The sequence below is a fragment of the Bacteroidota bacterium genome, assembly GCA_039821555.1.
Lineage (GTDB): Bacteria > Bacteroidota > Rhodothermia > Rhodothermales > Rubricoccaceae > JBCBEX01.
This window is the reverse complement of sequence record JBCBNX010000001.1, coordinates 47,015-72,279: the sequence shown is the minus strand read 5'-3', so window position 1 is coordinate 72,279 and position 25,265 is coordinate 47,015. Positions and strand designations below refer to the sequence as shown.

The following is a 25,265-nucleotide window of genomic DNA, read 5'->3' as shown; positions in this document are numbered from 1 at the left end:
TTTGTGTGAAGGTGGGGTCCCCCAACCGTTCCACCCCACCCCACCCCCTCGATGGCCTCGAAAGTGCTCGGGATCGACATCGGGGGCACCGGCATCAAAGGTGCCCCCGTCCATCTCAAGCGTGGCGAGCTGATCGCCGACCGACACCGCATCCCGACGCCTCAACCCGCCACGCCAGAGGCTGTCGCCGAAGTCGTCGGGGCTATCGCCAAGCACTTCGACTGGAAGGGACCCGTCGGCTGTGCGCTGCCCGGCGTAGTGCGCCACGGCACGGTCTACACGGCCGCCAACATCGACAAAGGGTGGGTGGGCACGAACGCGAAGAAGCTGCTGCGCAAGGTGCTACCCGAGCCGCCCGTCGTCCTCAACGATGCCGATGCGGCTGGCCTCGCAGAGGTGCGCTACGGGGCAGGACGACGCCATCGGCGCGGTTCGCTGCTCCTGCTCACCTTTGGCACGGGCATCGGGAGCGCCCTCTTTCACGACGGGGACCTCGTCCCGAACACCGAACTAGGGCACCTTCACTTTCTTTCAGGAAGGCACAGCGGGATCGCCGAGCACTACGCTGCAGCCCGGCAGCGTGAGGACGACGCCCTAAGTTGGGAAGCGTGGGCGGACCGTGTCCAGGCGTACTTGGACTACGTCGAAGAGCTGCTCAATCCGGACACGATCCTCATTGGCGGGGGCGTGAGCAAACTGAAACGGTGGAGCCAGTTCGGCCACCACCTCTCCACCCGTGCCAAGCTGTTGCCCGCCGAATTGCAAAACAACGCCGGCATCGTGGGTGCCGCGGCTGCCGCCGATTGAGGCGCGTCGAATAGCTCGACCTGTTACCTGGTTGTGCCGGCCCCGTTGAGGGTACCGTGACTACGGCCCATGGTCGTCGATGACTAGGTAGCGTTGACATTTGAGTCGGACGGCCGATGGTCGATACCCGCAGCAACCAACCTCTGCTGCCCGTGCCCGCTCATACCCTCACCGACCAACAGTTCGCACGCATCGCTCCCCTGCTGCCCGGGAAGCCCGGCGACCGAGGACGCACCGCCCGCGACAACCGCCTCTTCCTCGAAGCCGTCCTCTTCGTCGCCAACAACGGCGGGCGCTGGCGTGACCTCCCCGAGCGCTTCGGCAAGTGGAACAGCGTCTTCGTTCGCTTCAACCGCTGGAGCAAGAAGGGCGTCTGGCAGCGCCTCTTCGAAGCCGTTCAGGACCCGGACCTCGAGTGGCTCATGGTTGACTCGACCATCCTCCGGGCTCACCAAGATGCCTCACGAGGGCGCAAAAGGGGGCTAGCAGCGAGCTAGCGGCCCAACGGGAGGCCCTAGGGCGCAGCCGCGGGGGCCTCTCGACCAAGCTGCATGTGGCCTGCGACGCGCTCGGCAACCCGGTCCGCTTCGCGCTCGCACCGGGGCAAAGCGCCGACAGTCAAGCGGTGTTGCCGCTCATCGAAGGACTGGCTGCCGAAGCGGTGCTCGCCGATGCCGCCTACGACTCTGATGCTATCCGGATGGCGTTGGCGGCGCAGGGCATCGAGGCGGTGATCAAGCCGAGTGCGGCGCGTTCACGGAAGCCGGCCTTCGACCGCGAGCTCTACCGGGAGCGCAATCAAGTAGAACGGCTGATCGGTCGGTTGAAGCGGTATCGTCGGGTGGGGACGCGCTACGAGCAGACGGGCCGCAACTACCTCGCGTTTGTGCACGTGGTATCGACGCTACTCCTGCTCGCCTAATGTCAACGCGGCCTAGGCCTGATGGGCTCCCTATTTCTGAAGGCCGCAGGCACAGTCGTTTGCACAGCCGTTTGCAGGATTTGCCTTTCGAGAGCCTGCGCTACCGCGTATGTTGCGCCATTCCACTCCGAAGTCCGTGTCTTTTCCCCGATCAATGCTTCGCCCCCTTTTCGGCCTCACGGTCGCCCTGAGCTTCGTCGCTCTCGCTCCCTCGACCCTCGCTCAGACCGTCCTCACGTTTCCGGGCGGCGTTGCGCATGACCACGAACGGTGTGCGACGCCTCAGCCCACGCTGCAGGACCGCCGCATGATGAAGGGCGTTGATGTGGAGGCCGCTCTGGAGCGCCTCGCTGGTCAAGAGCTCGTGGTGCCCGTTGCCTACCACGTCATCCGCCCCGACAGCAGGCAGGCCGACATCCCCGACACCCGGCTCGATGCGCAGACGGATAGCCTGAACCGGCAGTTCGAAGGCACCGGCATACGCTTTGTCACAGTCAGCGTGGACCGCACCGTCAACGCGGCATGGTACAACGGCATCGACCTCGGCAATGCGCTTGAGCAGACGGCCAAGCGCACCCTCGCTATCGACCCCGCCCGTGTGCTCAATCTCTACTTCTCCGAGATCGACGCCCTGGGATGGTGCTACTTCCCGACCTCGTTCCCCGAGTCCAGCACACAGCATGGCTGTTTCATGGCTACCGGCTCCGAGCCTGAAGGTGGCCTCGCCCCTTATGACGGCGGCGACACCGCCACGCACGAGATCGGCCACTTCTTCGGCCTGTTCCACACCTTCCAAGGGGGCTGCAACGGTGGCGACGACGTTGCCGACACTCCGGCCGAGGCGGAGCCCAACTTCGATGGCTGCGACCCCATGCGAGACACCTGCCCGAGCGTCCCTGGCTTTGACCCGGTGACCAACTTCATGGACTACAGCGTCGATGCGTGCCTAAACGAGTTCACGCCGGGCCAGATCGCTCGCATGCAAGCGCAGGTGGCCGCGTTCAAGCCGACGCTCCTGCTCGGGCAAACCGCAGGACTCGGGCTCGGCCGCGAGGCGTATGACTTCGGCGAGATCTTCGCGGGCGAGACGCTCACGCAAGACCTCTTCGTCGCCAACTACGAGGCCGAGGCCGGCGCCTCGTTTGCCGTCACAAGCGCGACGCTCAACGGCGACGCGGACGCCTTCGAGGTATCGTTCCCTGACAACCCGACGACGCTCGGCCCGGGAGAACGGCTCCCGCTCACCGTCACGTTCAAGCCTACCGACGGCGGCACGTTCACGGCAACCATCACCGTCACGACCGATGACCCGGAGAATGGTACGCTAGAGATCGCGCTCGAAGGAAACAGCGTCAACGCCCCGGTAGCCACGCTGAGCCCGGAGACGTTCCGCCTCCCCGTTGATCAGGGCACGTCGCGCACGGGGACGGCCCGCATCGGGAACGTAGGCCCTCAACCGCTCTCGTTCGAGTTTGTGCCGCCTGACCCGACCTCGTTCGTCGTCGATATCACTCCAGCATCGGGTGCCATCCTGACCGGTCAGACCGGCGAGATCGAAATCACCCTGGACGCCGGGACACGTGCTCCTGACGACTATGACGAGACCCTCACCATCACCACCAATGACCCGGAGAACGCCTCGCTGGAGCTTCCCGTGGTCATGCGCGTCCGCGCTGTGGTGGATACGGAGGACCGGACGACCCCCTTCGCGTTCGAGTTGGACGGCAACTATCCCAACCCCTTCAGGCCCACCACCACCATCCGCTTCACGCTCGCGGAAACTGCCCCGACCACGCTTGTGGTCTATGACGCCTCGGGTGGTGAGGTTGCCCGGCTCGTCGACGAGCAGCTTGCACCTGGCGGGCATGCGATTCCTTTCGACGCCACCGGCCTGTCGAGCGGTGTCTACTTCTACCGGCTCGTCTCTGGGACCGAACAGGCTACGGGATCCCTGGTCTTGCTGAACTGATCAGTGATCCCTAGCTTTAGAGCGTTTCTTCAACTCGACGATCCCGACCCATGCGCGCTGCCCTCTGCCTGTTCCTGCTGCTCGCGCTCGTGGGCTGCCGGGAGTCGCTGCTGACTCCGGAGGACGAACTCGTCAATGAAACGGAGGAGGCTGCCGACGAATCCCTCGCAGATGTGAGGCGAGGGTACCTCAAAGGTCCAGGCTATGTCGCGGTCGGGGAAGAAGGCACGTTCAAAGCGGCCCCAGACTCGTCCGTGTTCTTCTACAAATGGACGCAACGAGGCGAGGGCGCCTTCCGCGTCTTCACCACACGCGAGCGCATCGTTGACTTCCCAGCCTGGCGAGCCGGAGAAGTGCTCGTCGAGTACGTGGCCTACTCCCGCGAGGGCGAGCCGGTCCTACGCGGCAACCTTCTCGTGGACGTGCTTGAGTGAGCTTCAGGCCCAGCCGTCCCGAATTATGCCGCCGAAGCTGACTACGCGACCGCTTCGGCGGTCTCTTTTTATTCGCGTGGCACGCTAATTCTAGCCAGCGGCTAGGCTAGACGCCCAGCACGGTGAAGCGCGACCCCTCAACAGGGTGCTTCTCGACTTCGATCCGCACAGGGAACGCCTCTTTCAATTCGTCGAGATGGGTGATCACGAGGATTTTGTCGAAGTCGTCGCGGACGGCGTTGATGGCTTCAACGAGGCTGTGGAGCCCCTGCTTGTCCTGAGTGCCGAAGCCTTCGTCGACGACGAGCGTGCGGATGCGGACCCCGCTGCGCTCTGCGAGCAACTGGGCAAGGGCAAGACGCAGCGCGAAGTTGACACGGAAGGCTTCGCCTCCGGAGTAGGTCTCGTAGGCCCGCGCCACGCCGTGCTCGTCCGTGATGTTGATGTCGAGCGTTTCCTTCGTCCCGCCTGCCTTTTTGTCCTTGAGCGTCTCCAGCAATACCTGGGTGCGCCCGCCCCCCCGCCCGGCTGTGAGCCGGTCGAGCAGTTCGTTGGCGCGCGCCTCGACCTCGGGCAGGGTCTCTTCGATGATGAGCGACGGGATGCCATTCTTGCCGAAGGCGGTGCGCAGCTTGGTGTAGATCGTGCGCTGGCGTTTCACCTCGCGGTGCTTGGCGCGGGTCTCCTTGAGGGCAGCCCGGTCCGAGGCACACCGTTCGAGTCGAGCGCGCAGTGCACCGCAGCGCCCAGTCGTCTCACCGAGGTCGGCGTCCACCGTTGCAACACGGGCTGTGAGGGCTTCGCGCTGCTGTTCGAGCGTGGCACGCTCCGTAAGGGCTTGGGTGGCGGCGTCGAGCTGGACCCGCGCTGCCTCGCGCTGCTCTGTGAGGGTTGCCTGCTCCTCAGCCAGGGTTGTCTGGCGCGCGCGCCACTCAGCGAGGCGCCCTTCGGCCCCCATCAGCCCCGCCACTTGCTCGGGAATACCGGCTAGCGCCTGGAGCTCTTGGCGTACCGCACCATGCCGCCCAGCGTCATAGCCGATCCGCTCGAGTTGCTCTCTGAGATGCGTCTGCTTCTGACGCGGCACAGCCAGGCTCCCGCCGTCGTGGAGGTCGGTGCGGAGCGCGTCAAGCGTACGGCGATGGCGGTCCACGGCCGCACGCAGGCCCTCTGCCTGCCCAGCAACCTCGTCCAACGTCCGACGCTCCTGCTCCCAACGCCCCAGCGAAGCAGCCACCGTCTGTGCCACTTCGAACGCCGCCTGGTCAAACGGCTGCGCATCAAGACGCGCCTGGGCGTCTGCAAGCCGCTTCCGAGCCTCCGGTGTAAAGGTGTCACGCTCCAGTGAATCACGTACCTGCGCTAGCCGACTCGTCAGTCGCTGACGCTCGGCCTCCTGCTGCGCGTGGCGGGCCAGGCGCTCCGTCAGCGTTGCATGCCGCGCTTCGACCCCGTTGAACTGCTGCACTTGCGCGTCGAGCGTGCGATAGTCCTGACCAATATGCCCGCGCCGCTCCTGCATCGCACGGAGCCGCTGGTCCAGATCGTCTGCCCGCGCCTCGACCCCAGCAATCTCCGCATCGTAGGTCGCCCGGACGGTTGCGCGGTGGTCGGCAGTGAGCACCGAGCCGCACGTGGGACACTGCTCCATATCCAGGGCATCGATGCGCTGTCGTTTTTCCTGGAGCGCCTTGACCTCGGCAGTAAGGTCTTGTCGCAGTGTCGTCGCGCTGTCGATCTCAGCACGTACGTTCATGCCAGCCTCTTTGACCTGCGTAAGTCGGTCACGGGCATCACGGAACGCCGTGAGTTCCTCGGCGCAGGCAGCGAGGTCAGACTCGAGGACGGACCGCTCGGGAAGCGGGTCGTCCCTGTGGAGCGCACGATCTAGCTGCGTAGCCTCACCTTCGAGACGGGCCCGTTCAGCCGTGATTGTGGTCTGACAGGCGTGCACCTCCGCCTCGTCCGACCGGCGCCGCTCGGCGATGTTACGAAGCCGTGCCACCGTCGCCTGAGCCTCGTTGGCCCTGGCCAGTTCCTCCTCCACTCCGGTACGCGTGGCCAGACGGCCCTCCGCCTCCTCTAGCTTCTGCGTATCGCGGCGGAGGTCGGCCTCGTGCTGTTTGAGCCGGAAGTCGAGGTCGCGCTGTTGGTGCTCGATCTGGAGCGTGAGCTGCTGCAGTTGCGCCTCCACGCCACGCCGGAGGTCGGCCTTCTCGTCGAGCGTGTCGCGCTCCGTGCGCAGCGCCTCGTAGCGCCGTTGGGCGGCCACGATCTCCTCGCGCCGACCGAGGAGGCGCTCCGTGTCGGCGACTTTGGCGGCAAGCGCGTCGTGCTCCGAGGCAAGCGCGGCGTTCCGCTCAGCGAGGCGGTGCAGTGTGTCCTGCTGGTGCTGCGCTTCACGCGCTGTGGCCTCAAGCGCGCTGAGGCGGTCTACGAGGGCGCGTTGCTCCGTACGTAGCTCTACTTTCTGAGCGTCGAGAGCCGCGCGATGTGCCTCGGCGGCATCGAGGTCTTCTTGCCAGCGCCCTTCCTCTTCGAGGGCGAGCGTCAGCCGGTCGATCTCGGCTTCGAGGCGCTCGCCCTCGGATTTGTACTGCCGGATGCGGTCGCGGGCCTTGTCGGCCAGCTTGTCGTAGCGGCCGAGCGCCAGGATCTGCGCCAGGATCTGCTTGCGGTCGGCGGGCCGCTTCTTCGTGAACTCGTCCGAGCGGCCCTGCAGGAGGAAGGCCGAATTGATGAACGTGTTGTAGTCAAGCCCAATCTTCTCGTCGATGACGGTCTGCGTCTCCCGGATCGACGGGGTCGTGAGCGGGCGCCACTCCCCGGTACCGGGATCGAGGACTTGAAACTCCAGGGTCGGCTTGGAGGTCTTGCCCGACGCCGACTTCTGGTAGGCACGCACGACACGGTAGCGCGCGTCGTCGAGGTCGAAGGTCAGGTCCACCTCCATCCGTGACTGGCCGATGCGCAGGAGGTCGTCGTCCGGCTTGCGGCTGTCGCCAGACTTGCGCGCCTCGCCCCAGATCGCCCAGGTGATCGCGTCGAGGAGGGCCGACTTGCCCTGGCCGTTGCCACCAGAGAGGCACGCGACGTGAAACTGCTCGAAGTCGAGCGCCTCGTTGGCCGTGCCGTAGGAGAGGAAGTTGTGGAGCTTGAGCGCGACGGGGACCATGCGCGGACGCGACAGCGGAAGAGCCGGGGACGGTGGTACGGACGGCTCCAAGGTACGTCCGCCTCTACCTCTGCGATCCGTGCCGCTGCAGGATCGACCCCACCTACGACGACCGTGCTACGGGGCCCGCCCGCTTTACCGACACCTGCATCGAACGCGCAATTTCGTCGAGGCGTGGCGTGTCCACGTCCAGGTCTACGGCCGCCTCCCACCGATTCACCTCATACTGATCGAGCCAGCGGCGGAAGCGCATCATCTCTTCAGGCGAGAGCTGCGCGACGAGGAGGGCAAGGCGGTTGAGCGGCGTCATCGTAGATCGGTCGACCAAGCGAGGGGCGGCAGGGACTCGTCTCGTAACCCAGCGCTACGATCGTTCCGCGTGCACGCCGGAATCGGTTCAAGGTCGGATAGCTGCAACAACTAGGCCGCGGAGAGCTCTTGGGTCACACGAATCGTCACGCCCGGAATGTGCCAAGTCTGGCCCCACTGACACGGGTCAGTCGCCGAACCCTTGAATGGTCGTGCTTGGCGGCGGATCGTCCTCGAACCGGCCTGCTTCGAGGTCGTCGACGGCTTGAAAGAGCCGCTCGCTCAAGCCGGGCAGGATTGGCTGCACGGCGCCCCAGGTGGCCGGGGCTAGGCCGCGTACGGGCTCGTAGAACATCGAGGTCTCACGCGTCTCGTCGCCGATGACGGGTGAGGTAGCCCCTGCCATCAGCGGCAGCATGTTGACGAACCCGAGCATGAGGCTGAGCACGAGCAACGCCTTAAATCCGCCGAAAGCGCCGCCGCCCACCTTGTCGAGACTGCCAAGCGCCAGCGCCGACAGGGTATTCTTGATCGCGCGGACGAGGAGGAACACGCCCAGCATGACCCCCGCGAACACTACCGCAAATCCCACCGTGCCAGCGATCCTCGGCGACAGCCCCATGCTATTCACCACCATGCTCCCGATGGGTCCCGCGAACATAGCGCTGAGGATGATGGCCGCCACAATCCCGACGAGCCCCAGCACCTGATCGACGAGGCCTTTGTGCCAGCCCCGCATGAGGCCGAGCACCGCTACGACCGAGATGAAGGCATCGAGGTAGGAGAGGTCAGCGAGGAAGTCCATAGGTAGGGAGGCAGATGGCTGGGCGTAGAATAATGCCAGGGCTATGCCAGACGAGCTACTTACTCCAATACCTGCGATTTACGGAGGCACGATCAGCAGGCCTCAACCCTTTAGGAGCGCCTCCACGGCCTGGCGGACGCGGTTGCCGTCGGCGAGGCCGCGAAGCGCGCCCATGGCCCGGCCCATCACTTTGCCCATGTCTGCCATTGAGGACGCTCCTGTCTGCTCTACGATCGCGGCTACGCGTGCCCGTAGCTCCTCGTCGCCCAGTTGTTTCGGGAGGTAGTCGTTAATCAGTTCCAGCTCTGCGCGCTCCTTGGCTGCGAGGTCCTCTCGGCCAGCGTCCTCGAATTGGGTGATCGACTCACGGCGCTGCTTTGCCTGCTTCTGGAGGATGGCGAGCGCTTTTTCGTCCGTCAGGGCACCCTGCCCGCTCTTCTCAAAGTCGAGGAAGGCGGCACGGAGCAGACGGAGCGTGCCGACCCGTTGGGCATCCCGCGCCTTCATGGCGGTCTTGAGGTCGGCGTTGATCTGGTCGGCGAGGGGCATGACAGTGTGGGCGAGAGCCAAGAGAAAGGAGCAGCACAAACTACGGTCCTGCCCCCTGCCAGACAGCGGCGTCTGTGCCAAACCCGACCGAGTTTCGAGCGGCGCTACCGCAAGACGAGCCGCACGGCAATGACGCCCAGCCCGACCTGCATCGCACCAAGCCCCACGGCCGAGTAGGTGTCGAGCCGCTGCGCTTCGTCGCGGAGCGCTGGGTCTCCCCGCTCCGGGCTGCCCAGGTTCCTGTAGCGGTCGTCGACGTCGTCGGCGCGGAGCTTGAAGTAGACCGCCGTAGCTCCGCCCGCGAGCGCGAGCGCGCCCGCCGCCACATCGATCCAGCGACTGGGACGCGCCTCCATCAGTCCAATCACCTCAGCGCCGTCCTCCGAGCGCAGCGGCCGAAGCAACACGCTCTGCTCGTTTGTGAACCCGGAGCCGGGTGTGAGTTGTTGCGAAGCATAGCCGTCCTTATTCAGGCGTAGCGTCCCGCCTAGCTGCACAGGCCGATCAATCGAGAGCGGCGTAGCGCCGAGTTGGGTCTGGGTGCCATCGGGAGCTTCATGCACGACCGTCGCCCCATATGGCACCGAGGTGATGCGATACCGGACCGGAAGATCGAGCTTCGCCACCGCGGTCGCCCCTGCCGAAACGTGTACGGTAGCCGACGCGCGACGCGCGTCCCAGGTATCCGGCTCTCCCACGAGCGCCAATACCATGATGGTCCCAGGCGCGACTTCCAGCACGCCGTCGTCCGTAAGCATCACATGCCGCCCGTTGACGAAGAACGTAGCCTCGGGCGCGTTGGTCTCAACGCGGACATACCCCACGTCCTGCGCCCACGTCGGGGCCGCAGTCAGGAAGCTGACGAGGAGGATCAGGCGGAACATCATTACCGAGCGGCAAGGGAATCGACAGCGGAAGCATCGACGATGGCGTCCGACACCGGCGGTCCAAAGAGATAGACTTGGCGAGGCTCGGCCATCACAACGAGGTAGCCGCCAGCGACGAGCGGGGCCGTCTTGACGCGTCCGCCAATCTCGGTCTGCCAGCGCACCGTCCCCGTGGCAGCGTCGAGCGCGAAGACGCGCTTGCGTAGCGAGCCAACAAACAGGACGTCCCCTGCGAGGTGCGGCGCGGCGGCGATCACGCCGTCCTCGGTGTGGGTCCAGCGCACGTCGCCCGTCTGCACGTCGAGCGCGGCGATGGTGCCGTCGGACGTGCCGACGAAGAGCGTGCGGCGGTCGGTGGCGGGACTCGTCAGGCGCGTCGTCGGAGTCGCGGCGGCATACGTCCAGCGCCGCTGCCCGGTGGCGGCGTCGAGGGCGACAAACTGCCCGCGCGTCGTCGGCACGAGGAGAAGCCCGTCTGCAACAGCGGGCGTGGCATAAACGGGGACCTCGAGGTCGGCTGTCCAGCGCGGGCTCCCGTCCGTGAGGCTGTGTGCCGAGATGCGCCCCTGGTCGTCGACAACCGCCACCGTCGCGGCATCGAGCAAGACAGGGGACGCGTGCACGGCCTGCACCGAATCGGAGGCCAGCTCCCACTGCACGGCGCCCGTGCGGACGTCCAGCGCGCGGATCGTACCTAGTAAGCTCGCTGCGACGAGCGTGTCGCCGACACGGAGCAGCCCGGCTGCATGCGGCTCGGCGTCGAGCTTCCACGCGATGCGTCCCCGCACGATGTCGTACGCCACGACCCCGTCGCCGCCGGCCGAGATTGGCGCAATCAGCAGCCGGTCGGTCAGCACGGGCGCGCCGTCGATGGCATCGCCGAGGTCGGTCTGTCCGGTAAAGGTGCGCTCCTCGGCGAGGTCGAGCGAGCGGACCTCGCCCTGGCGCGTGGCGACGAACAGCTGCCCCTCCGCGACGAGCGCCGCGGCCGGCCCGAACGCGCCCTCGGCGTTGTAGACCCATTTCTCCTCTAGTGGTAGTGCGAGTTCACCCTCAGCCTCGAAGGTGCGCGCCGCCGAGCCGCCCTCCGTCGTCCACGCCCCCTCGTCCAACGCGAGCGGGCGGCCCACCTGCAACACCTCGCAGCCTACCCAGAACAGGGCGACCAGCAGCAGCCAGACCGCCGAGCTTCGCCCTCCGACTATGGACGTTCTAGAAATCATAGCCGAAGAAGAACTGGCTGAACGCCTCGCGTTCGTCCCACTGGATGCCGTCGCGGAAGCGGAAGCCCCGGTCGTAGCGCAGCACGAACGCGCCGAAGAGGTTGAATCGGAGGCCAAGCCCGGTCGCGCCGAGCGTCCGCCCTGCGTTGAGCTGCGCCTCGGCGATAGAGTCGCTGTAGAAGTCGTCGTTCCAGGCATGGGCCGCGTCGAAGAAGGCCGCGCCTCGGATGTTGGCGAGGCCGAACGGGGCGAGGATCGGCAGGATCGCGCCGGGCGCCTCCACGAGCGGGAAGCGGAGTTCCTGCGACGTGAACAGGATGTTGCGCGCACGCACGTCGAGGAAACCGAAGCCGCGCAGGTTCCAGCTTCCGCCGAGCAGGAAGAGCCGCGAGCGCCGCCCTATGTTCGACTGCGCGAGGCCCCACGAGGCGAAGGTGAGCCCGGGCACGATGCGGAGGTAGTGCCGCAGGTCGGCCGAGAGCGTGACGTAGTTGACGTTGGCGTTGAGCACGTCGGTCGTGTAGCCGACGGTGAGGTTGCCGCGCCACCCGTCGACGGGGCCGTTGAAGCCGTAGAGCGCCGTGTCGTGCACGAGCGCCACGCTGTTGCTTACGAGCACCGACTCCAACGTCTCGGTCGCCGTGATCTGGTCCTTCTGGCTCCACGCCGCCGACGTGCCGAGTTCGACGCGGCGGAACTTCGAGAGCGGGTAGCTGACCGCGCCGAAACCGCCCCACACCTCCTCGAAGAAGACCGGGTAGGTTGCGGCCGCGTCCGGATCGCCGCGGTCGAAGCGCCGCCCGCCGAGGCGGAACGCGCCGTAGCCGAAGTTGGCGCGACGTCCAAGGTGCAGCCGCGAGACGGACACGTTGAGGCCCTCCCAGAACGAACGACCGGGCGTGTTGACCTGGAAGGCGGACACGTACCAGCGGTCGTTGCCGAGCATGTCGGAGAAGGCGAGCACCGCGCCGCCGGAGGTGCCCCAGACCGGGTTCGTGCTAACCCCGCCCTGGGCGATGTCGAGGTTGTACGCGCGCTTGTAAGGGCGCTGCCGCTCCACCTCCGTGATCGGGATCGGGTCGAACGCCCACCCTTCCTCGGGTGGCGTTCTGTCATCGGGTGAGGTGGCCACGGGGCGGGCTGCCCACGCCTCCGGCGGCTCCCACGAAAGGCCCACGCGCGCGCGCAGCGCCACACTTGCGGAGATCGCCTCGCTGGGCGGTGTCTCAGCGAGGGGCCCGTCCTCGGCAAACGCATCGCCGCCTCCGGGCACGTTGGCTGCATCGTCGTCTGGGATCGGCATGACCACCGAGCGCGGCGACGCCGGCGCCGTCTCACGCTGCGCCAGCAGCGGCGCCGTCGGCCCAAACCGGTCGAGGGCGGGACGCACCGCCACAATCGAGACGGGGTCATCTACCAACCCGCGCGCGTCCATCGTGCGGATCGTGAAGCGGAAGTTCTCGAAGCTGGCGAAGACGATGCGGTCCGTGTCGGTCCAGACGGGGTCGAACGAGGCGCTGGTGAAGCGGGTCAGCCGCGTCGCCTGCCGGGTGGGCGCGGCCGTGCTCGTGCGGGCCAGGAGCGGGGTAGCGCTCTCGGCTTCGACCGTCCAGAGGTCTTGGGCGGTGAAGCGGCCGGTGGCCTCGTCGCGGACCGTGCTCGTGTAGACGACGCGCGTGCCGTCGGGCGTCCAGCGGGGGCTCAGGTCGAGGTGCGGGCCGTAGGTGAGGTAGGCGAGCGCGCCCGCGTCCATCGCCCCCTCTTCGAAGGTGTAGGTGAAGAGGTTGTAGGCACCCTCGTGCCCGAACGCCGTGCGGTCGCTGGAGAAGACGAGGCGCGTGCCGTCGGGGCTCCACGCCGGGTCGCGGTCGTCGTAGGCGTCGTCGGTGAGGCGGGCGAGGCGGCCGTCGGCGAGGTCGTAGACGTAGAGGTCGGAGAAGCCCGACCGGGCGATGCCGGTGAACGCGAGCCGCCGGCCGTCCGGGCTCCAGTGCGGCGAGTAGATCGCCACGAGATCGTCGAAGGCGAAGGTGTGGAGACGGCGCTCCTCGACCATGTCGAACACGTGCACGACGTCGGTCCCGCCCGACTTCGTGACGAAGACGACATGGCCCTCGTCGTTCACGTCGTGGCGGCTGTCAAACATGTGGAACGCCTCATAAACGGCGCTGCGCTCACCCTCGACCACCACGCGTGGGTCTTCGACGGGTGCCATCGCTGAGTCCACGGCCACGCGGTAGAGGTTCGTGTAGCCGTTCTTGTTGGCCGCGTAGACGACGTGCCGCTGGCCCTCGGCGTCGGTCCAGAGTGCGGGCTTCATGCTGTAGCCGCGCGCCTGCACGGGCTGCGCCACGAGCGACGTCACGTCCGCGCCCTCGACGTCGGGGACGTACTGTGCGCGCACCCACTCGTCCCAGCGCTCGGAGAGGGTCTCGAAGTCTTCCTGCAAGACGTGTTCGATGACCTTCGTGAAGTCGGGGTCGCGCCAGGCGTTTTCCATCATCAACAGCAGCTTCTCGTCGCCGTAGGTCTCGCCGATCCAACGGCAGACCGCCTCGCCCTGCTTGTACATCACGTAGCTCCCCCGGATGCGAATGATGTTGTCGAGCGGCACGAGGAAGTTGGACGCGACGGCGTCGCGCATGATCATCTCGTGGTTGTGGTCGGCGCTGCCACTCCAATACTCGGCGATGCCTTCGGTGAACCACAACGGGATAAAGGTCTCGGCGGGCCGCCGGTAGTCGGCGTAGGCCCGGCGCACCTTCGAGAAGGTGAACACGTGCACCAGTTCGTGGCGGATCACGCGGCGGAAGCGGTGCAGGTCGCCGTTTGAGGGCACGACCACGCGGCCCTTGAGGAATTCGAAGAAGCCGCCGACGTTGTCCGGGATGAAGCCCGGCGTGATGTTGGTCTGCTTGAAGTGGAGGTTGGTCGCGTAGAAGACGACGGGCACGCGGCGGACGAGCGAGAAGTTGAAGCGGTGCTCCAGCTCGTCGTAGACCTCCTCGGCGAAGGCGGCCCCGTACTCGGCGAGTTCCTCCATCTCGGGGTAGTAGTACACGTCGAAGTGCTCCGTCTCCAGGACGTGCCAGTCGAAGTCCTCGTACTGCACCTTGTTGCGTCCGAACGAGAAGCCGTACTGCGCCGCGACGGGCGGCGCGCAGAGCCCGACGACGAGCGCGAGCGTGAGCAGGCGGGGCACGAGGGCGAGGACGGACCGGAAGGCAGGCACGGTGGCACGTCGGACGGGTTGGGGGACGACAGCCCCGCACGTTACATGGACCTAGGCCCAGCGTCAAGGGCCTTTCGCCTCACCTACCCGCTTCGTGCCCCGAATAGCCACCCGGAGCGCCCGAATCGCTTCACCAGACCCGTCGCCGACTCCTTGCTAGCTCAGACGGCCTCGCTTTCCAGGACAATCTCGTCACTAATTTCGAGCGCGAACCGGTTGTAGGCGAGCGTGAGCCCAAGCGCCAGCACGGCCGCCCCGACACCGATGAGAGCGCTGATGTAGGGCGGGGCCGCGAGCGCCAGGCGGATCAGCACCGTCGTCATGGCAAACGCCGAGTTGCGGAAGACGACGGCGTAGAACGACGCGTAGCGCAGCGAGACGAGCACGATCAGCACGTCGGCGAAGATGAGCACCGTGTAGAACGTCGCGAAGAAGTCGGCCACGGGCAGGCCCATGCTCCACCGGACGAGGTCGTAGGCCCCGATGCTCACAAAGAGCACGAGCAGCAGGAAGGCGATGCGCTTTTTCGTGGCCACAAACTGCGCCTGCTCGCGGTCCGTGGACGTGATCCGCCGGTGCTTCTGCGCGCGGTAGTAGAAGCCCAGCACCACGAAGATCACGAGCGCCCCGGAGACGTCGGCGGCCATGTGGAGGACGGCCTCGGCGCGGTCCGGCTCCCAGGCGATCGGCTCTGGGAAGTTGGTCAACTCCTTGAACGCTGCCCGCAGTAGGATCAGCGAGAGGATCTCCAACTGCTTGCCCAGCGCGTCCGCCACCGAGTGCGCGAGCCCGAAGATCAACTCCACCACTTCCACAAGCAGGAGCAGCTTGAAGGCGAGGTCGACCGCGTAGAAGTGGCTCGTCGGGATGCGCGCGGCGAGCCCGTCGGGCAGGAGCCCCTGCCGCCCTAGCTCGATCACGACGAGGTAGCTGAGAAAGGCGATGACGAGCCCGGCGCCGATGGCGCGGCGGGTGCGAGGGGTCGATGCGCGGTGGTCCAGCGCGTCAAACAGACGGACGAGAGGCATGGGTGGGGTCGTGACGACCAGAAGTGCAGGCTACCGCCATGTCGGGGTGAGCGGTCAGCCGTCTCTATACGAGCCACCCGACCTGCGGTGCCCGCACGAGTTCAAACCGAGAACCACGGGTGCACTCCAGGGGCACGATCCAGACGCGTGCGCCCTGCCCGGATCGTTCCGCGCGTTCCCAGATGCCCCGACTTGGACATCGCCTGTTCCAGGGAGCCCTCGTCACCACCTGCATCCCCCCTGCCCTATGCTTCGCGCCCTCTTCCTGTCGCTGTTTGCCCTTGCCCTGGCGCTGCCCGCGGCGGCCAACGACTACACCCTCTACGTCGCCCCGCGCGGCACTGACGCCTACGCCTACGCCGAGCAGCAGGCCGACAACGACAACACCTACGCCCACCGCTCCCTCCACCGCGCGCTGACCCAAGCGGGCGAACTGCTCGCCAGCGGCTCGCCGACGGTCCGCATCCTGGTCGCGGGCGGCGAATTCGACGGGCAGTTTGGCGCGGGCACCTGGGCGCTCGCGTCCGTCGACAACCCCCGCGCGCGCCTGCACATCCTCGGCGGCCATGCGGGTGCCTTCGACGCACGCACGCCGTTCGAGACGCCCACCCTGCTGAAGACGTCCGAGGGACGCGGCGGGCCCATCTTCACGCTCGGGCAGCGCTCGGTGCTCAAGGAGTTCGTCTTCTCCGGCTTCGTCCTCGACGCCGGGCCGTCCAACGTCTACGACGACGACACCAACAGCCTCGTGCGCGGGAGCGGCACCCGCACCTACACGCTGCTGTCGTTCCGCAACCTGCGCACCGAGCGGCTCGTGGTGGCCGACAACGTGTTCATGAACGGCCCACAGGGCGCGATGGACCCAACCATCGCCCCGGCCGCGCGCGACACGCGGGTGCTCATCCAGAACAACTTCTTCCTCAACACACTCATCCCGATCCAGCAACTCGGGACGATGTCCTGGCGAGGCAACCGGATCGCTACGCTCGCGCTGCGCCACAACACCTTCCTGATGAACTGGCCGTTCAACCCGGACCCCACGTCGAGCAACGTTGGGGCCGTGTCGCTCTACCACAAGGAAGGCACCGACCGCGTCGAGATCGAGGGCAACCTGTTCGCCTACAACGTGGGCGGCGCCATGCAGCACGACTGGCCCTTCGACCGCATGCCGGACCTGGCGATGCGCAACAACCTGTTCTTCGCCAACGGATCGCTCTTCGACGAGGACGCGAGCGACGACACGGGCGTCCTCGTGGGCAAGTTCGGCCCCAACCCGCGCTACCTCATCATCGACCTCTACGGTGTCGAGGACGACACGGACTACGACGGCGGCGGCAACGTCATCCTCGACCCCGACATCCCGGTCGACCTCGCGTTCTACCAGGAGAGCGAGATGGAGGAAGACTGGGCCGAGATCTACGTCGACAGCTACGCGCCCCGGATGGAGCTGAAGCCTGGTAGCTATCCCTTCCCTGGCGAGCCTGAGGCGCAAAAATTCGGCGTCCAGCCCGCCGAGGTCTACCAGCCGTAGCACCCTCGCCCGCCCCGTCCGCTGATTGTTGATCGACTCCCTCCCGACCATGTTGCGCCTCCTCGGGCTCTGCGCCCTCCTTCTCCTGTTCACGCCCTCGTCCATCGGGCAAGAAGCCGAAATCGTCTCGTTTCGGATGCCGGACACCGCCGACCCCAACGAGCGGGTGACCATCACCGTGACCGTCCGCAACACCGCGGAGAACACCCTCGACGACAACGGGCAGATCGTGGAGGACCGCGGCTGGCGGCGGTCGGACGGCTACGGCGTGGGCATGGTCTTCACCGACGGGCCGTCGTCCACGGGCGAGGTGTTCAACCACGTCGAGCGGCTCACGCGCGACGTGCCCGCGGGCGGCACCGCGCAAGCGTCGTGGACGGTGAACGTGCCCCGCACGCCGGGCGAGTACCTCTTCACCGTGACGATGGTGGACGACCGCAACAACGCGTTCGGGGAGCGGGTCGTCGAGAACATCGAGGTCGAGGCCGCGCACGTCGTCGGATGGCGGACGCGCGTGCAGGGGCGCGCACAGCCCGAGCAGGAGGTGACGCTCAGCGTGACCGTCGAGAACGAGGGCGAGACGAACTGGCCGCCGGGCACCTACACCGTGCGCGGGACCCTCGACCGAAGCCCCTCCCGCGCCACCCGCGACGAGGAGGCCGAGTTCGACTTTACCATCGACCTCGACGAGGCCGACTGGGACTACGGCGTCTCCGATGCCGGTGGCCACGAGTTCGTCGTTCCGCGCACCTCGGGCAACTACGTGATCGAGTTGGCGGTGCTGCACAACGGGCGCCCGCTCGACGCACGCAACAACCCGTACACGTACACGCTCCGGATCGCCGAGCCAGACATCGAGGGCGCAATCCGGCGCCTGGAGGTGGAAGACGACATGCGCGCTGGACGTGACTACCGCTTCCGCATCCACGTCCGAAACACGGGCGACGTGACGCTTCGCGAGGGCGACTGGCGCGTCGTCTGTGACGCCACGCCTCCCCGCGGCGTCTCCGACCGCAACGACCCGTTTGCCTTCGTCCTCGACGGCGACGAAGACATCGAGGTGCGCGGCACCGAGACCATCGAGCGCTCCGTGGAAGCTCCAGACGGGCTCGGCGAGTGGGAGGTGGAGTGCTTCCTGGAGGTCCGCGACGCCTCCGGCCGCTTCGACGACTCCGGGCGCCCCTCCTCCGTAGACATCGAGGTCACGAGTTCCTGAACCCTGCGGCGTCTAGCGGCGGCAGGAGTCGTCGCTAGATGCCGCTCGCGATGAGCAGTTCGATGTCGCGGTGAGGCATCCCGAAGAGCGTCGCGAGGCTCTTCTTCGTGAGGTGGCGGCGGTAGACATAGGTGCCCGTCCGCAGGCTACCGTTCGTCCAGAGCGCATCGTTGATCGACCCTGACTCGCCGATGTCGAGGAGGTAGGGTACGACCACGTTCGTGAGCGCGTAGCTCGCCGTGCGCGCGGCCACCGATGGCAGGTTGGGCACGCAGTAGTGGATCACGCCGTGCTGGACGAATGTCGGCGCCGAAGGTGAAGTTGGCCGCGACGTCTCGATGCAGCCGCCCTGGTCGATCACCACGTCCACGATCACGCTGCCCTCCTTCATGCCTGCCACCATGTCTTCGGTGACGACCACCGGCGGGCGCTGCCCGGCGCTCATCATCGCCCCAATGACCACGTCGGCGTTCTGGACGGCCTGGCGGACATACGGCTCGTTGGCCGTGGCCGTCATCACGCGTCGGTCAAGGTAGTGCTCCATCTGGCGGAGCGCGGGGAGGTCGTTGTCGAGGATGATGACGTGCGCGCCGAAGCCGAGCGCCGTCCGCGCTGCCCACTCGCCAACCACACCCGCGCCGAGGATCACGACCGTAGACGGCGGTACGCCCGAGATGCCACCGAGCATGATGCCACGACCGCCCTCGGTGCTTTCGAGGCAGTGCGCCGCCACCTGGACGGCAATCGAGCCCGAGATCTCGTGCATCATGCGCACGATGGGCAGCGAGCCATCGGTGTCGGTGATGAACTCGAAGCCGATGCCGGTGATGCGCAGGTCCATGAGCCTGCGCAGGTAGTCCGGCTGGATGCCGCCGAGGTGCAGCGCCGAGATGAGCGTCTGCTTCTCCTGCATCAGCGCTAGTTCTTCCTCCGTCGGCGGGAAGACCTTGGCGATGAGGTCGCACTCGGCATACAGCTCGGCGGCGTCGGGGAGGAGTTCGGCCCCGGCCTCGCTGTATTCCACGTCGGAGAAGTGGGCCTGCTCGCCCGCGCCGCGCTGGATGTAGACGCGGTGGCCTGCGGCGGCGAGGATGCCTGCTCCGTAGGGCGCAAGTGCGACGCGGCGTTCTTCGTTGACGGCCTCGCGCGGCACGCCAATACGTAGCTGACGCTGGTGCTCGCGCACGGCGACGGCCTTTTCAAGCGGCAGCAGCCCGCGCTCGATGGCGAGTCCTTGGATCGACGGAATTTCCATAGGGGGCTCAATTTACGGACGGGGTGAGAGGTCGTGGGTGCACAACGCTGATCTGACCCCGTCGGGTTCTCTGCCCGACCGGCCGCGCCTAGCCTCGCCATCGGTGGAGCACGATGCCGCCCGCGAGCGCCACGTTGAGCGACTCGACGCCGCTACGCCGCTCGGTGCGTCCTGTGATCGTGACGCGCTCGTCCACAACAGCGCGCACGGCCCCGGAGACCCCGTGCGCTTCGCTGCCGAGGATGAGCGCCGTTTTCTCGGGCGGCGCCCAGGACGACGCCGTCGTCCCGTCGAGGTCGGCCGCGGCGAGGTGCCAGCCGTCGGCGCGGAGCACGCCGAGTGTCGCTGCGAGCGTGTCGGTTTGACAGAGCGCGAGGTCCCAGAGCCCACCCATGGCGCTACGCACCACTTTCGGCGACTCCAGATCGGCCGTTCCCGGCCCGGCGAGCACCCCGTCGAGGCCGAACCACGCCGCCGCCCGAACGAGGGTGCCCACGTTGCCGGGGTCCTGTACGCCGTCGAGCACCAACAGCGATGCCGCCTGCTTCAACGCGGACACGGGCTGCAGGACGCGACGCGCCACTGCCGCGATGCCCTGACCGCTCGTCACCGTTGTGATGCGTCCTAGGTCGCGCGCGGCGAGTTGGTGCACCGGCACGCGAGCCGCTTCCGCTCGGCGTAGCAGCGCAGCGACTCTGTCGTCGGCCGCCGTCTCTGGTGTCACAAGAACAGCGTCGAGCGAAGCACTGGCGTCAAGGGCGGCTTCGACCGAGCGTAGGCCTTCGACGAGAAACACGCCCTGCCGCTCCCGCTCCTTTCGACGGTGCAACCTGGCGAGGTCCTTCTGATACTGTCGCGTCAACATGAACACATGATAGTCCCCGCGCTGGAGTCCAGTATCGCAGGAACGGCCCGGCACAAAAGAGAGCGGACGCGCCAGTGTAGACGCGCCCGCTCGAACGAGGAAGCCGAAGCGCAGCGGCTAGGCGACGGCTTCGAGCACCGGGTCTTCGGCGAGGTCGCCCTCGCTGGCCGTCAGCCCTACTTCGAGGCTGTCGTCTTCGAGGAAATGCTCAAGGTGGTGCGCGCGGTCTTCAGCGTGCGCGAGCAGCTTCTCCAGCAGCCGCTTCGTCCCAAAGTCGCTGTGGTTCAGGGCGACGTGGACCGACTTGCGCAGTTCGATGCAAACTTGCCGCTCGCACAGGATGTCGAGTTCGAGCATGTCGCGGATGGGGAACTGCCCCTCCGGCTCGTGCTGGATGTAGGCCAGCTTCTCCTGCTCGGATGGGCTGCACGTCGGGATGCCTCCCAGCACGGTCAGGCGCTCTGCGATCTCGTCGAGCTGGGCGTGGATCTCGTTGTAGTGCCCTTCGAGGAACAGATGGAGGTCGCGGAACTGCGGCCCGGCGACCAGCCAGTGGTGCTTGTGGTACTGGTTGTAGAGTAGGTTGTAGGCTGCGAGGTGGCGGTCGAGGTGCTCCTTCAGTTCGATGCAGGCCTCGTCGGGAAGACCGACCGGGTTGCCTTCGTATTCGTCAACGGTGCGAATCGGCGCGCGGCCCATGTCGGCTTTGTCGAGGGAGCCGGAGCCGTCGGCGAGGTGCGGGCGTGTGGTCTTGGCATTGCTCATGAGTGTCGTGGAGGTGCGTGGACGCAGCCGTTGAGGATGAGAATAGAGGCTGCTGGAATTGGTCATCGTCTCATACGGATAGCCGCGCGCACCGTTTCCACGCTGGGCTGAGCCGGATTGCCCCTATGCTCCCGCCAAACCAGCATCCGGCTCGTCGAAATACCCCTGCAGCCGTTCCAGAAACCGGGCCACGTGCAGGCCATCCATGAGCCCGTGGTGCACCTCCACCGACACCGGCATCTGGATGTGCTCGCCTTCTCGGCGATACCCACCGAATGTGATCTTGGGAACTGAATCGCCGGTCCGCCAGCTCCGCGCGTGAGAGATGCTCGTAAACGAGATCCACGGCAGCACCGAGTAGTGGATCAGGTCCGTCTGCCCCACTCTGGCATCGATCTCGCCAGGGTTGGCCTGGGCGACCCGCTGTGCACGTTCGGCCCGTCTACGGAAAACGGCGAACGACGGATCGTAGTCGATGTAGGTAAACGCGAGTTGCTCGTCGCCCACCAACACCGTCCGCGAACCCTGCACTTCGTCGTACGCCACGACGTGTTCACCCTCGATGCGCAGCCGGAACGGGGCGTACTCGTTGGCCACGCGCAGCGATAAATAAAGAGCCGCCAGCGAAAAAGGGTGGCCCGCCATCTTGCAGTAGGGCACGAGCCGACTCACATCGAGCGGACATGTGATATTGAAGAAGGGGTTGTCGAGCGCCCGGAAGTACTCGAACGCCCCACGACGCGGCCACGTCGACAGATCGATGATTCGAGCGGGAGACGACATGGCGCGCGATGGCGGGTGCGGGTGCAGCGTCGCACCATCCTCGGAGACGTGCTTTTCCTGCGTCGAGCGTTTATTCGCCCTCGACGAAGAGACGTCCTGCCCGAAGATCCACCCCTCGACGCGCTGCACGGCGGACGAGTCGGGCACGTTGGCGCGCCGATGCCCGAGGGCGACTTCCAGCATGCCGAACAGCCCGACCGTCGCGTCAAACGGGTCTTCCCCATCCTTGCGGTCCCCAAAGCCGTCGTCGATCATCGCCGCGAGCACATCGTCCAGATGCACACCTCGTTGCTTGGCCCACGTGAGGAGCGGGGCGCTCTGACGCTGCCGCCCCTCCTGGCTCGTCTTGCTCCACGCCCCACCCGGCGGTGAGAGCCCCAGGTGAATGCACGCCTCGGCGGGATACGTCTCCGCGACGACGATGGCATTGCCTTCCAGCAGCGTGTCGAGCGGCCCATGGAACGGCCAGAGACGCAGCCCGAGCGCGTCGTCCCGAAGCCCGGGAGCGAGGAGGTCGCGCCACCCGATGATGGCGGCTTTGCCAACCTGTTTGCCGCCGAGCGTCCAGAAAAGCGGCGAGGCCGGACCGCGCGTCTCCGTGGCTTGGTCGCACCACCGGAGCAGGTCGTTCCCCGACGCTAACCCGAGGCCGTCGAGCAGGTGCGCCCGCTTTGTACCGCCAGGCCGGTACGGGTAGAACGGGCGCCGCACGCTGATCTCGCTGGCCGTCTCGCACACGTCATAGAACCGCGCCCAGGCGTCGCTTCCAAACCGTGCGAGCGCTTCGGGAAAGCCGTCGACGCCTGCGTTCGCTGCATACACCGCTGGCAGGCCAATCGGAAAGTCGAAGCCTATGAGGATCGGACCGTCTGGAGCCTCGTGGCGGAGCCGCGCCCAGAAGCTGCCGAGGTCGCCTACCAGTTTGGGCGGAGCAACGCTGTAAGCCCCCTCCTGCCATCGTGCTACGCACATCCAGCGCTTAAGCGGGTTTGTGCCCCAGTCTGCGTGGACGACAAGATGTGGACGTTCGGAACGCACGCTGCCCCTTCAATTTCATCGCACAAGCATTTCCAAATCACAAGAGCTTTTACGCTCGAGAAAAAACGTATGTACTGACACGCCTCAACTTCTACGACTACCTTCGCGTGCAACTCTTAGCACTTCAAAATAGGCCCACTATGCCACCGTAAAAAATCGGTAGCACAGTGGGCAAACAAAAGTGAACAACCTATTCAGCCTGATCGTCCACCGGCGAATACTCGTCAAACCCTTCTTCGTCATTCTCCTCAGAGACACCTGCCATATCGACTCTCGACCGAGCGGTAGCGCCAATTGCCAACCAATTAACTCTCGCAGCATATACCCTTGTATCAGCCCAAGTACTGTATCGCAATATGAATCCGTCTCTTCGAACCTGAACCACGTCAGCAATCAGTCTGTGATTTTGCCCAAAAAGGATATCAAATCCAGTAATACCAACATGAACAGATGGCGGCTTACGGTACTCCACCCCAAAAGGAACAAAGTAATCCGATGTACGACGACCAGTACCGTCTAACAGGCGCCAGCCCGAATGGCTTCTGACTCCTTGATGTCGCCCTTGAGTGATACGCATAGCAGATTGGGAGTAACGGTGAATTGATTCAACGCGCTTGGGGGAGCGTTGCACTTGATCGCGTCTCTAGGTTTTTGAGAGCGTACACAGCTACTCTACCCAGAAATACGCGACGTTACCGCAATATACGCAAATCGTTACGTTGCTGGCCAAACACAAGGTCAGTGCTACAGACTTGTGCCCTCTTCGATTGGTCACGATGCTCAAGGATGCAGCCGACCCATGAGGCGCGGGAACGGGATGGCTTCGCGGAGGTGGTGGATGCCGCAGATCCACGTCACGGTGCGCTCCAGGCCGAGGCCGAAGCCCGCGTGCGGGACGGAGCCGTAGCGCCGGAGGTCGAGGTACCACTCGAACACCTCCTGGGGCAACTCGTGCGCGGCGATCTGGGCCTTGAGGAACTCAATGTCGGTCGCGCGTTCGCCGCCGCCGACGATCTCGCCGTAGCCCTCGGGCGCGAGCACGTCCACGCCGAGCGCGAGGCGGTCGTCCTCGGGGTCGCGCTTCATGTAGAACGCCTTCACGGCGGCTGGGTAGCGGTGGACGAGGATCGGGCGATCGAAGTGCCGCGTGAGGACCGTCTCGTCGGAGCCGCCGAAGTCCGCGCCCCACTCGAAGGTCCGGGCTGACTCCTTCCACTGCGGCAGGTTGCGCAGCGCCTCCTCGATCTCGTCGAGGCGCTGGTTGATTGCCACCTCGCGGGCATCGATCTGGCGTTTGCGCCATTTCTTGGCCTGGCCGTACGCCGCACGGTTCGTCTCGGCCTCCTCCTTCAGCGCCGCCTCCTCGTTGGTGAGCGCCGCGATTTCGGCGTCGAGCAACTCCTGCGTCGCGTCGCTGGTGAGCAGGTCGACGGCCTCGGTGTAAGTCAGGCGCGGGTAGTCGCCCTCGGCGGACGTCGCCAGCGGCCCGAGGTCGCGTTCGAGCACCTCCAGTTCTTCGCGGCAGTGTTCGAGGCATTCGCGGACGATGCGCACGAGCAGGCCCTCGGCGCAGTCCATGTTCATGGCGAGGTCGTAGAACGCCATCTCGGGCTCGATCATCCAGAACTCCGTGAGGTGCCGGCGGGTCTTCGACTTCTCGGCGCGGAACGTCGGGCCGAAGGTGTAGATCTTGCCGAACGCCATCGCCATCGCCTCGCCGTAGAGCTGGCCCGACTGCGTGAGGTAGGCCGGCTCGCCGAAGTAGTCCAACTCAAAGAGCGTGGACGTGCCCTCGACAGCGTTGCCAGTGAGAATGGGCGCGTCCATCTGGAGGAACCCGTCCTCCTGGAAGTAGGCGTGGATGGCCTGGATGATGCGGTTGCGGATGCGCATGATGGCCCACGTGCGGCGGCTGCGCAGCCAGAGGTGCCGGTGGTTCATCAGGAACTCGACGCCGTGCTCCTTCGGCGTGATCGGGTAGTCCTCGCTCGCGCCGTGCAATGTGACTGCCGTGGCCTGCACTTCATAGCCCCCCACCTGCTTCTCGTCCTTGACGACAGTACCCGTGACCGCCACCGAGGCTTCCTGGCTCGCTTCGGAGGCCGCGGCGAAGCTCTCCTCGTCCACGGCTTCGGCGTTGACGACGCACTGACAGAGGCCCGAGCCGTCGCGGAGGATCAGGAAAAAAAGGCCTTTGGAGCCGCGCTTATTGTAGAGCCAGCCCTGAAGCGTGACGGTCTGGCCTTCGTGCTGCGCGAGGTCCTGGATGGTGGGCATGTCGAGGTCGAGGGTCGGAGGTCGAGGGTCACAGATCGGGCGCGAAAGGTACGCCGCGTAAGGCGGGCGGATCGGCGCGCGAGGTGAGCGCAGGCGCACAGTCTGCGCGCTCGTTACGGACGATGCCGCGCCGTTTCGCGCGGTGGTATACGGCTTGATTGCAGACGGGCCTCCATCTCATCTAACCCGAGTCCC

18 protein-coding genes and 1 pseudogene are annotated in these 25,265 nt (G+C 66.1%); 6 read left to right on the top strand and 13 right to left on the bottom strand.

Annotated elements, in window-relative coordinates:
* Window positions 1–51 precede the first annotated feature (51 nt).
* The 4 genes and pseudogenes from AAFU51_00290 to AAFU51_00275 all read left to right on the top strand — a co-directional run bounded on the left by AAFU51_00290 (window position 52) and on the right by AAFU51_00275 (window position 4,132).
* Window positions 52–807 (top strand): ROK family protein, encoded by a 756-nt coding sequence (locus AAFU51_00290; GenBank protein MEO1569685.1) that lies wholly within the window; start codon window positions 52–54, stop codon window positions 805–807.
* Window positions 808–923: 116 nt separating this feature from the next.
* Window positions 924–1,729 (top strand): annotated as a pseudogene (locus AAFU51_00285) (IS5 family transposase).
* 154 nt (window positions 1,730–1,883) lie between these two features.
* Window positions 1,884–3,698, top strand: a complete 1,815-nt coding sequence (locus tag AAFU51_00280) for a M43 family zinc metalloprotease (GenBank protein ID MEO1569684.1) — start codon at window positions 1,884–1,886, stop codon at window positions 3,696–3,698.
* A gap of 50 nt (window positions 3,699–3,748) precedes the next feature.
* Complete coding sequence (locus tag AAFU51_00275; protein ID MEO1569683.1) at window positions 3,749–4,132, top strand: hypothetical protein; 384 nt, start codon at window positions 3,749–3,751, stop codon at window positions 4,130–4,132.
* A 106-nt stretch (window positions 4,133–4,238) separates the two neighbouring features.
* Here AAFU51_00275 and AAFU51_00270 read toward each other — a convergent pair whose 3' ends face one another.
* The 8 genes from AAFU51_00270 to AAFU51_00235 all read right to left on the bottom strand — a co-directional run bounded on the left by AAFU51_00270 (window position 4,239) and on the right by AAFU51_00235 (window position 15,340).
* Complete coding sequence (locus tag AAFU51_00270) at window positions 4,239–7,307, bottom strand: SMC family ATPase (protein ID MEO1569682.1); 3,069 nt, start codon at window positions 7,305–7,307, stop codon at window positions 4,239–4,241.
* A gap of 103 nt (window positions 7,308–7,410) precedes the next feature.
* Window positions 7,411–7,635, bottom strand: a complete 225-nt coding sequence (locus AAFU51_00265) for a hypothetical protein (protein MEO1569681.1) — start codon at window positions 7,633–7,635, stop codon at window positions 7,411–7,413.
* A gap of 168 nt (window positions 7,636–7,803) precedes the next feature.
* Window positions 7,804–8,421, bottom strand: coding sequence for a CvpA family protein (locus tag AAFU51_00260; protein ID MEO1569680.1), 618 nt, complete (start codon window positions 8,419–8,421; stop codon window positions 7,804–7,806).
* A gap of 102 nt (window positions 8,422–8,523) precedes the next feature.
* Window positions 8,524–8,970, bottom strand: a complete 447-nt coding sequence (locus AAFU51_00255; protein MEO1569679.1) for a GatB/YqeY domain-containing protein — start codon at window positions 8,968–8,970, stop codon at window positions 8,524–8,526.
* A gap of 104 nt (window positions 8,971–9,074) precedes the next feature.
* A complete protein-coding gene (locus AAFU51_00250) occupies window positions 9,075–9,854 on the bottom strand; it encodes a hypothetical protein (protein MEO1569678.1) in 780 nt (259 codons plus the stop codon).
* A gap of 2 nt (window positions 9,855–9,856) precedes the next feature.
* On the bottom strand, window positions 9,857–11,080 hold the full coding sequence (locus AAFU51_00245; protein MEO1569677.1) for a PQQ-binding-like beta-propeller repeat protein: 1,224 nt from the start codon (window positions 11,078–11,080) through the stop codon (window positions 9,857–9,859).
* Window positions 11,070–14,312 (bottom strand): BamA/TamA family outer membrane protein, encoded by a 3,243-nt coding sequence (locus tag AAFU51_00240; protein MEO1569676.1) that lies wholly within the window; start codon window positions 14,310–14,312, stop codon window positions 11,070–11,072. The genes AAFU51_00245 and AAFU51_00240 overlap by 11 nt, the downstream gene beginning before the upstream one ends.
* Before the next feature lie 161 nt (window positions 14,313–14,473).
* Window positions 14,474–15,340: a hypothetical protein gene (locus AAFU51_00235; GenBank protein MEO1569675.1), complete on the bottom strand. Its 867-nt coding sequence runs from the start codon at window positions 15,338–15,340 to the stop codon at window positions 14,474–14,476.
* A gap of 247 nt (window positions 15,341–15,587) precedes the next feature.
* On the opposite strand from AAFU51_00235, the gene AAFU51_00230 reads away from it, so the two are divergent.
* A complete protein-coding gene (locus AAFU51_00230) occupies window positions 15,588–16,871 on the top strand; it encodes a hypothetical protein (GenBank protein ID MEO1569674.1) in 1,284 nt (427 codons plus the stop codon).
* Window positions 16,872–16,920: 49 nt separating this feature from the next.
* On the top strand, window positions 16,921–18,087 hold the full coding sequence (locus tag AAFU51_00225) for a hypothetical protein (protein ID MEO1569673.1): 1,167 nt from the start codon (window positions 16,921–16,923) through the stop codon (window positions 18,085–18,087).
* A 34-nt stretch (window positions 18,088–18,121) separates the two neighbouring features.
* Here AAFU51_00225 and AAFU51_00220 read toward each other — a convergent pair whose 3' ends face one another.
* The 5 genes from AAFU51_00220 to AAFU51_00200 form a co-directional block, all read right to left on the bottom strand.
* The gene (locus AAFU51_00220; protein ID MEO1569672.1) at window positions 18,122–19,342 is read right to left on the bottom strand and encodes an alanine dehydrogenase; all 1,221 of its coding nucleotides are present in this window, start codon (window positions 19,340–19,342) and stop codon (window positions 18,122–18,124) included.
* A gap of 88 nt (window positions 19,343–19,430) precedes the next feature.
* The gene (locus tag AAFU51_00215) at window positions 19,431–20,207 is read right to left on the bottom strand and encodes an RNA methyltransferase (GenBank protein MEO1569671.1); all 777 of its coding nucleotides are present in this window, start codon (window positions 20,205–20,207) and stop codon (window positions 19,431–19,433) included.
* Window positions 20,208–20,324: 117 nt separating this feature from the next.
* The gene (locus AAFU51_00210; protein ID MEO1569670.1) at window positions 20,325–20,972 is read right to left on the bottom strand and encodes a DNA starvation/stationary phase protection protein; all 648 of its coding nucleotides are present in this window, start codon (window positions 20,970–20,972) and stop codon (window positions 20,325–20,327) included.
* A gap of 123 nt (window positions 20,973–21,095) precedes the next feature.
* Window positions 21,096–22,727 (bottom strand): CatA-like O-acetyltransferase, encoded by a 1,632-nt coding sequence (locus AAFU51_00205; protein ID MEO1569669.1) that lies wholly within the window; start codon window positions 22,725–22,727, stop codon window positions 21,096–21,098.
* An 846-nt stretch (window positions 22,728–23,573) separates the two neighbouring features.
* Window positions 23,574–25,070, bottom strand: coding sequence for an asparagine--tRNA ligase (locus AAFU51_00200; GenBank protein ID MEO1569668.1), 1,497 nt, complete (start codon window positions 25,068–25,070; stop codon window positions 23,574–23,576).
* Between the last annotated feature and the right edge of the window lie 195 nt (window positions 25,071–25,265).

Excerpts from the sequence above, each read along its gene's own strand:
- AAFU51_00290 (MEO1569685.1), top strand. The coding sequence starts at position 52 with ATGGCCTCGAAAGTGCTCGGGATCGACATCGGGGGCACCGGCATCAAA.
- AAFU51_00280 (MEO1569684.1), top strand. The coding sequence starts at position 1,884 with ATGCTTCGCCCCCTTTTCGGCCTCACGGTCGCCCTGAGCTTCGTCGCT.
- AAFU51_00275 (MEO1569683.1), top strand. The coding sequence starts at position 3,749 with ATGCGCGCTGCCCTCTGCCTGTTCCTGCTGCTCGCGCTCGTGGGCTGC.
- AAFU51_00270 (MEO1569682.1), bottom strand. The coding sequence starts at position 7,307 with ATGGTCCCCGTCGCGCTCAAGCTCCACAACTTCCTCTCCTACGGCACG.
- AAFU51_00260 (MEO1569680.1), bottom strand. The coding sequence starts at position 8,421 with ATGGACTTCCTCGCTGACCTCTCCTACCTCGATGCCTTCATCTCGGTC.
- AAFU51_00255 (MEO1569679.1), bottom strand. The coding sequence starts at position 8,970 with ATGCCCCTCGCCGACCAGATCAACGCCGACCTCAAGACCGCCATGAAG.
- AAFU51_00250 (MEO1569678.1), bottom strand. The coding sequence starts at position 9,854 with ATGTTCCGCCTGATCCTCCTCGTCAGCTTCCTGACTGCGGCCCCGACG.
- AAFU51_00245 (MEO1569677.1), bottom strand. The coding sequence starts at position 11,080 with ATGATTTCTAGAACGTCCATAGTCGGAGGGCGAAGCTCGGCGGTCTGG.
- AAFU51_00235 (MEO1569675.1), bottom strand. The coding sequence starts at position 15,340 with ATGCCTCTCGTCCGTCTGTTTGACGCGCTGGACCACCGCGCATCGACC.
- AAFU51_00230 (MEO1569674.1), top strand. The coding sequence starts at position 15,588 with ATGCTTCGCGCCCTCTTCCTGTCGCTGTTTGCCCTTGCCCTGGCGCTG.
- AAFU51_00225 (MEO1569673.1), top strand. The coding sequence starts at position 16,921 with ATGTTGCGCCTCCTCGGGCTCTGCGCCCTCCTTCTCCTGTTCACGCCC.
- AAFU51_00220 (MEO1569672.1), bottom strand. The coding sequence starts at position 19,342 with ATGGAAATTCCGTCGATCCAAGGACTCGCCATCGAGCGCGGGCTGCTG.
- AAFU51_00215 (MEO1569671.1), bottom strand. The coding sequence starts at position 20,207 with ATGTTGACGCGACAGTATCAGAAGGACCTCGCCAGGTTGCACCGTCGA.
- AAFU51_00210 (MEO1569670.1), bottom strand. The coding sequence starts at position 20,972 with ATGAGCAATGCCAAGACCACACGCCCGCACCTCGCCGACGGCTCCGGC.
- AAFU51_00205 (MEO1569669.1), bottom strand. The coding sequence starts at position 22,727 with ATGTGCGTAGCACGATGGCAGGAGGGGGCTTACAGCGTTGCTCCGCCC.
- AAFU51_00200 (MEO1569668.1), bottom strand. The coding sequence starts at position 25,070 with ATGCCCACCATCCAGGACCTCGCGCAGCACGAAGGCCAGACCGTCACG.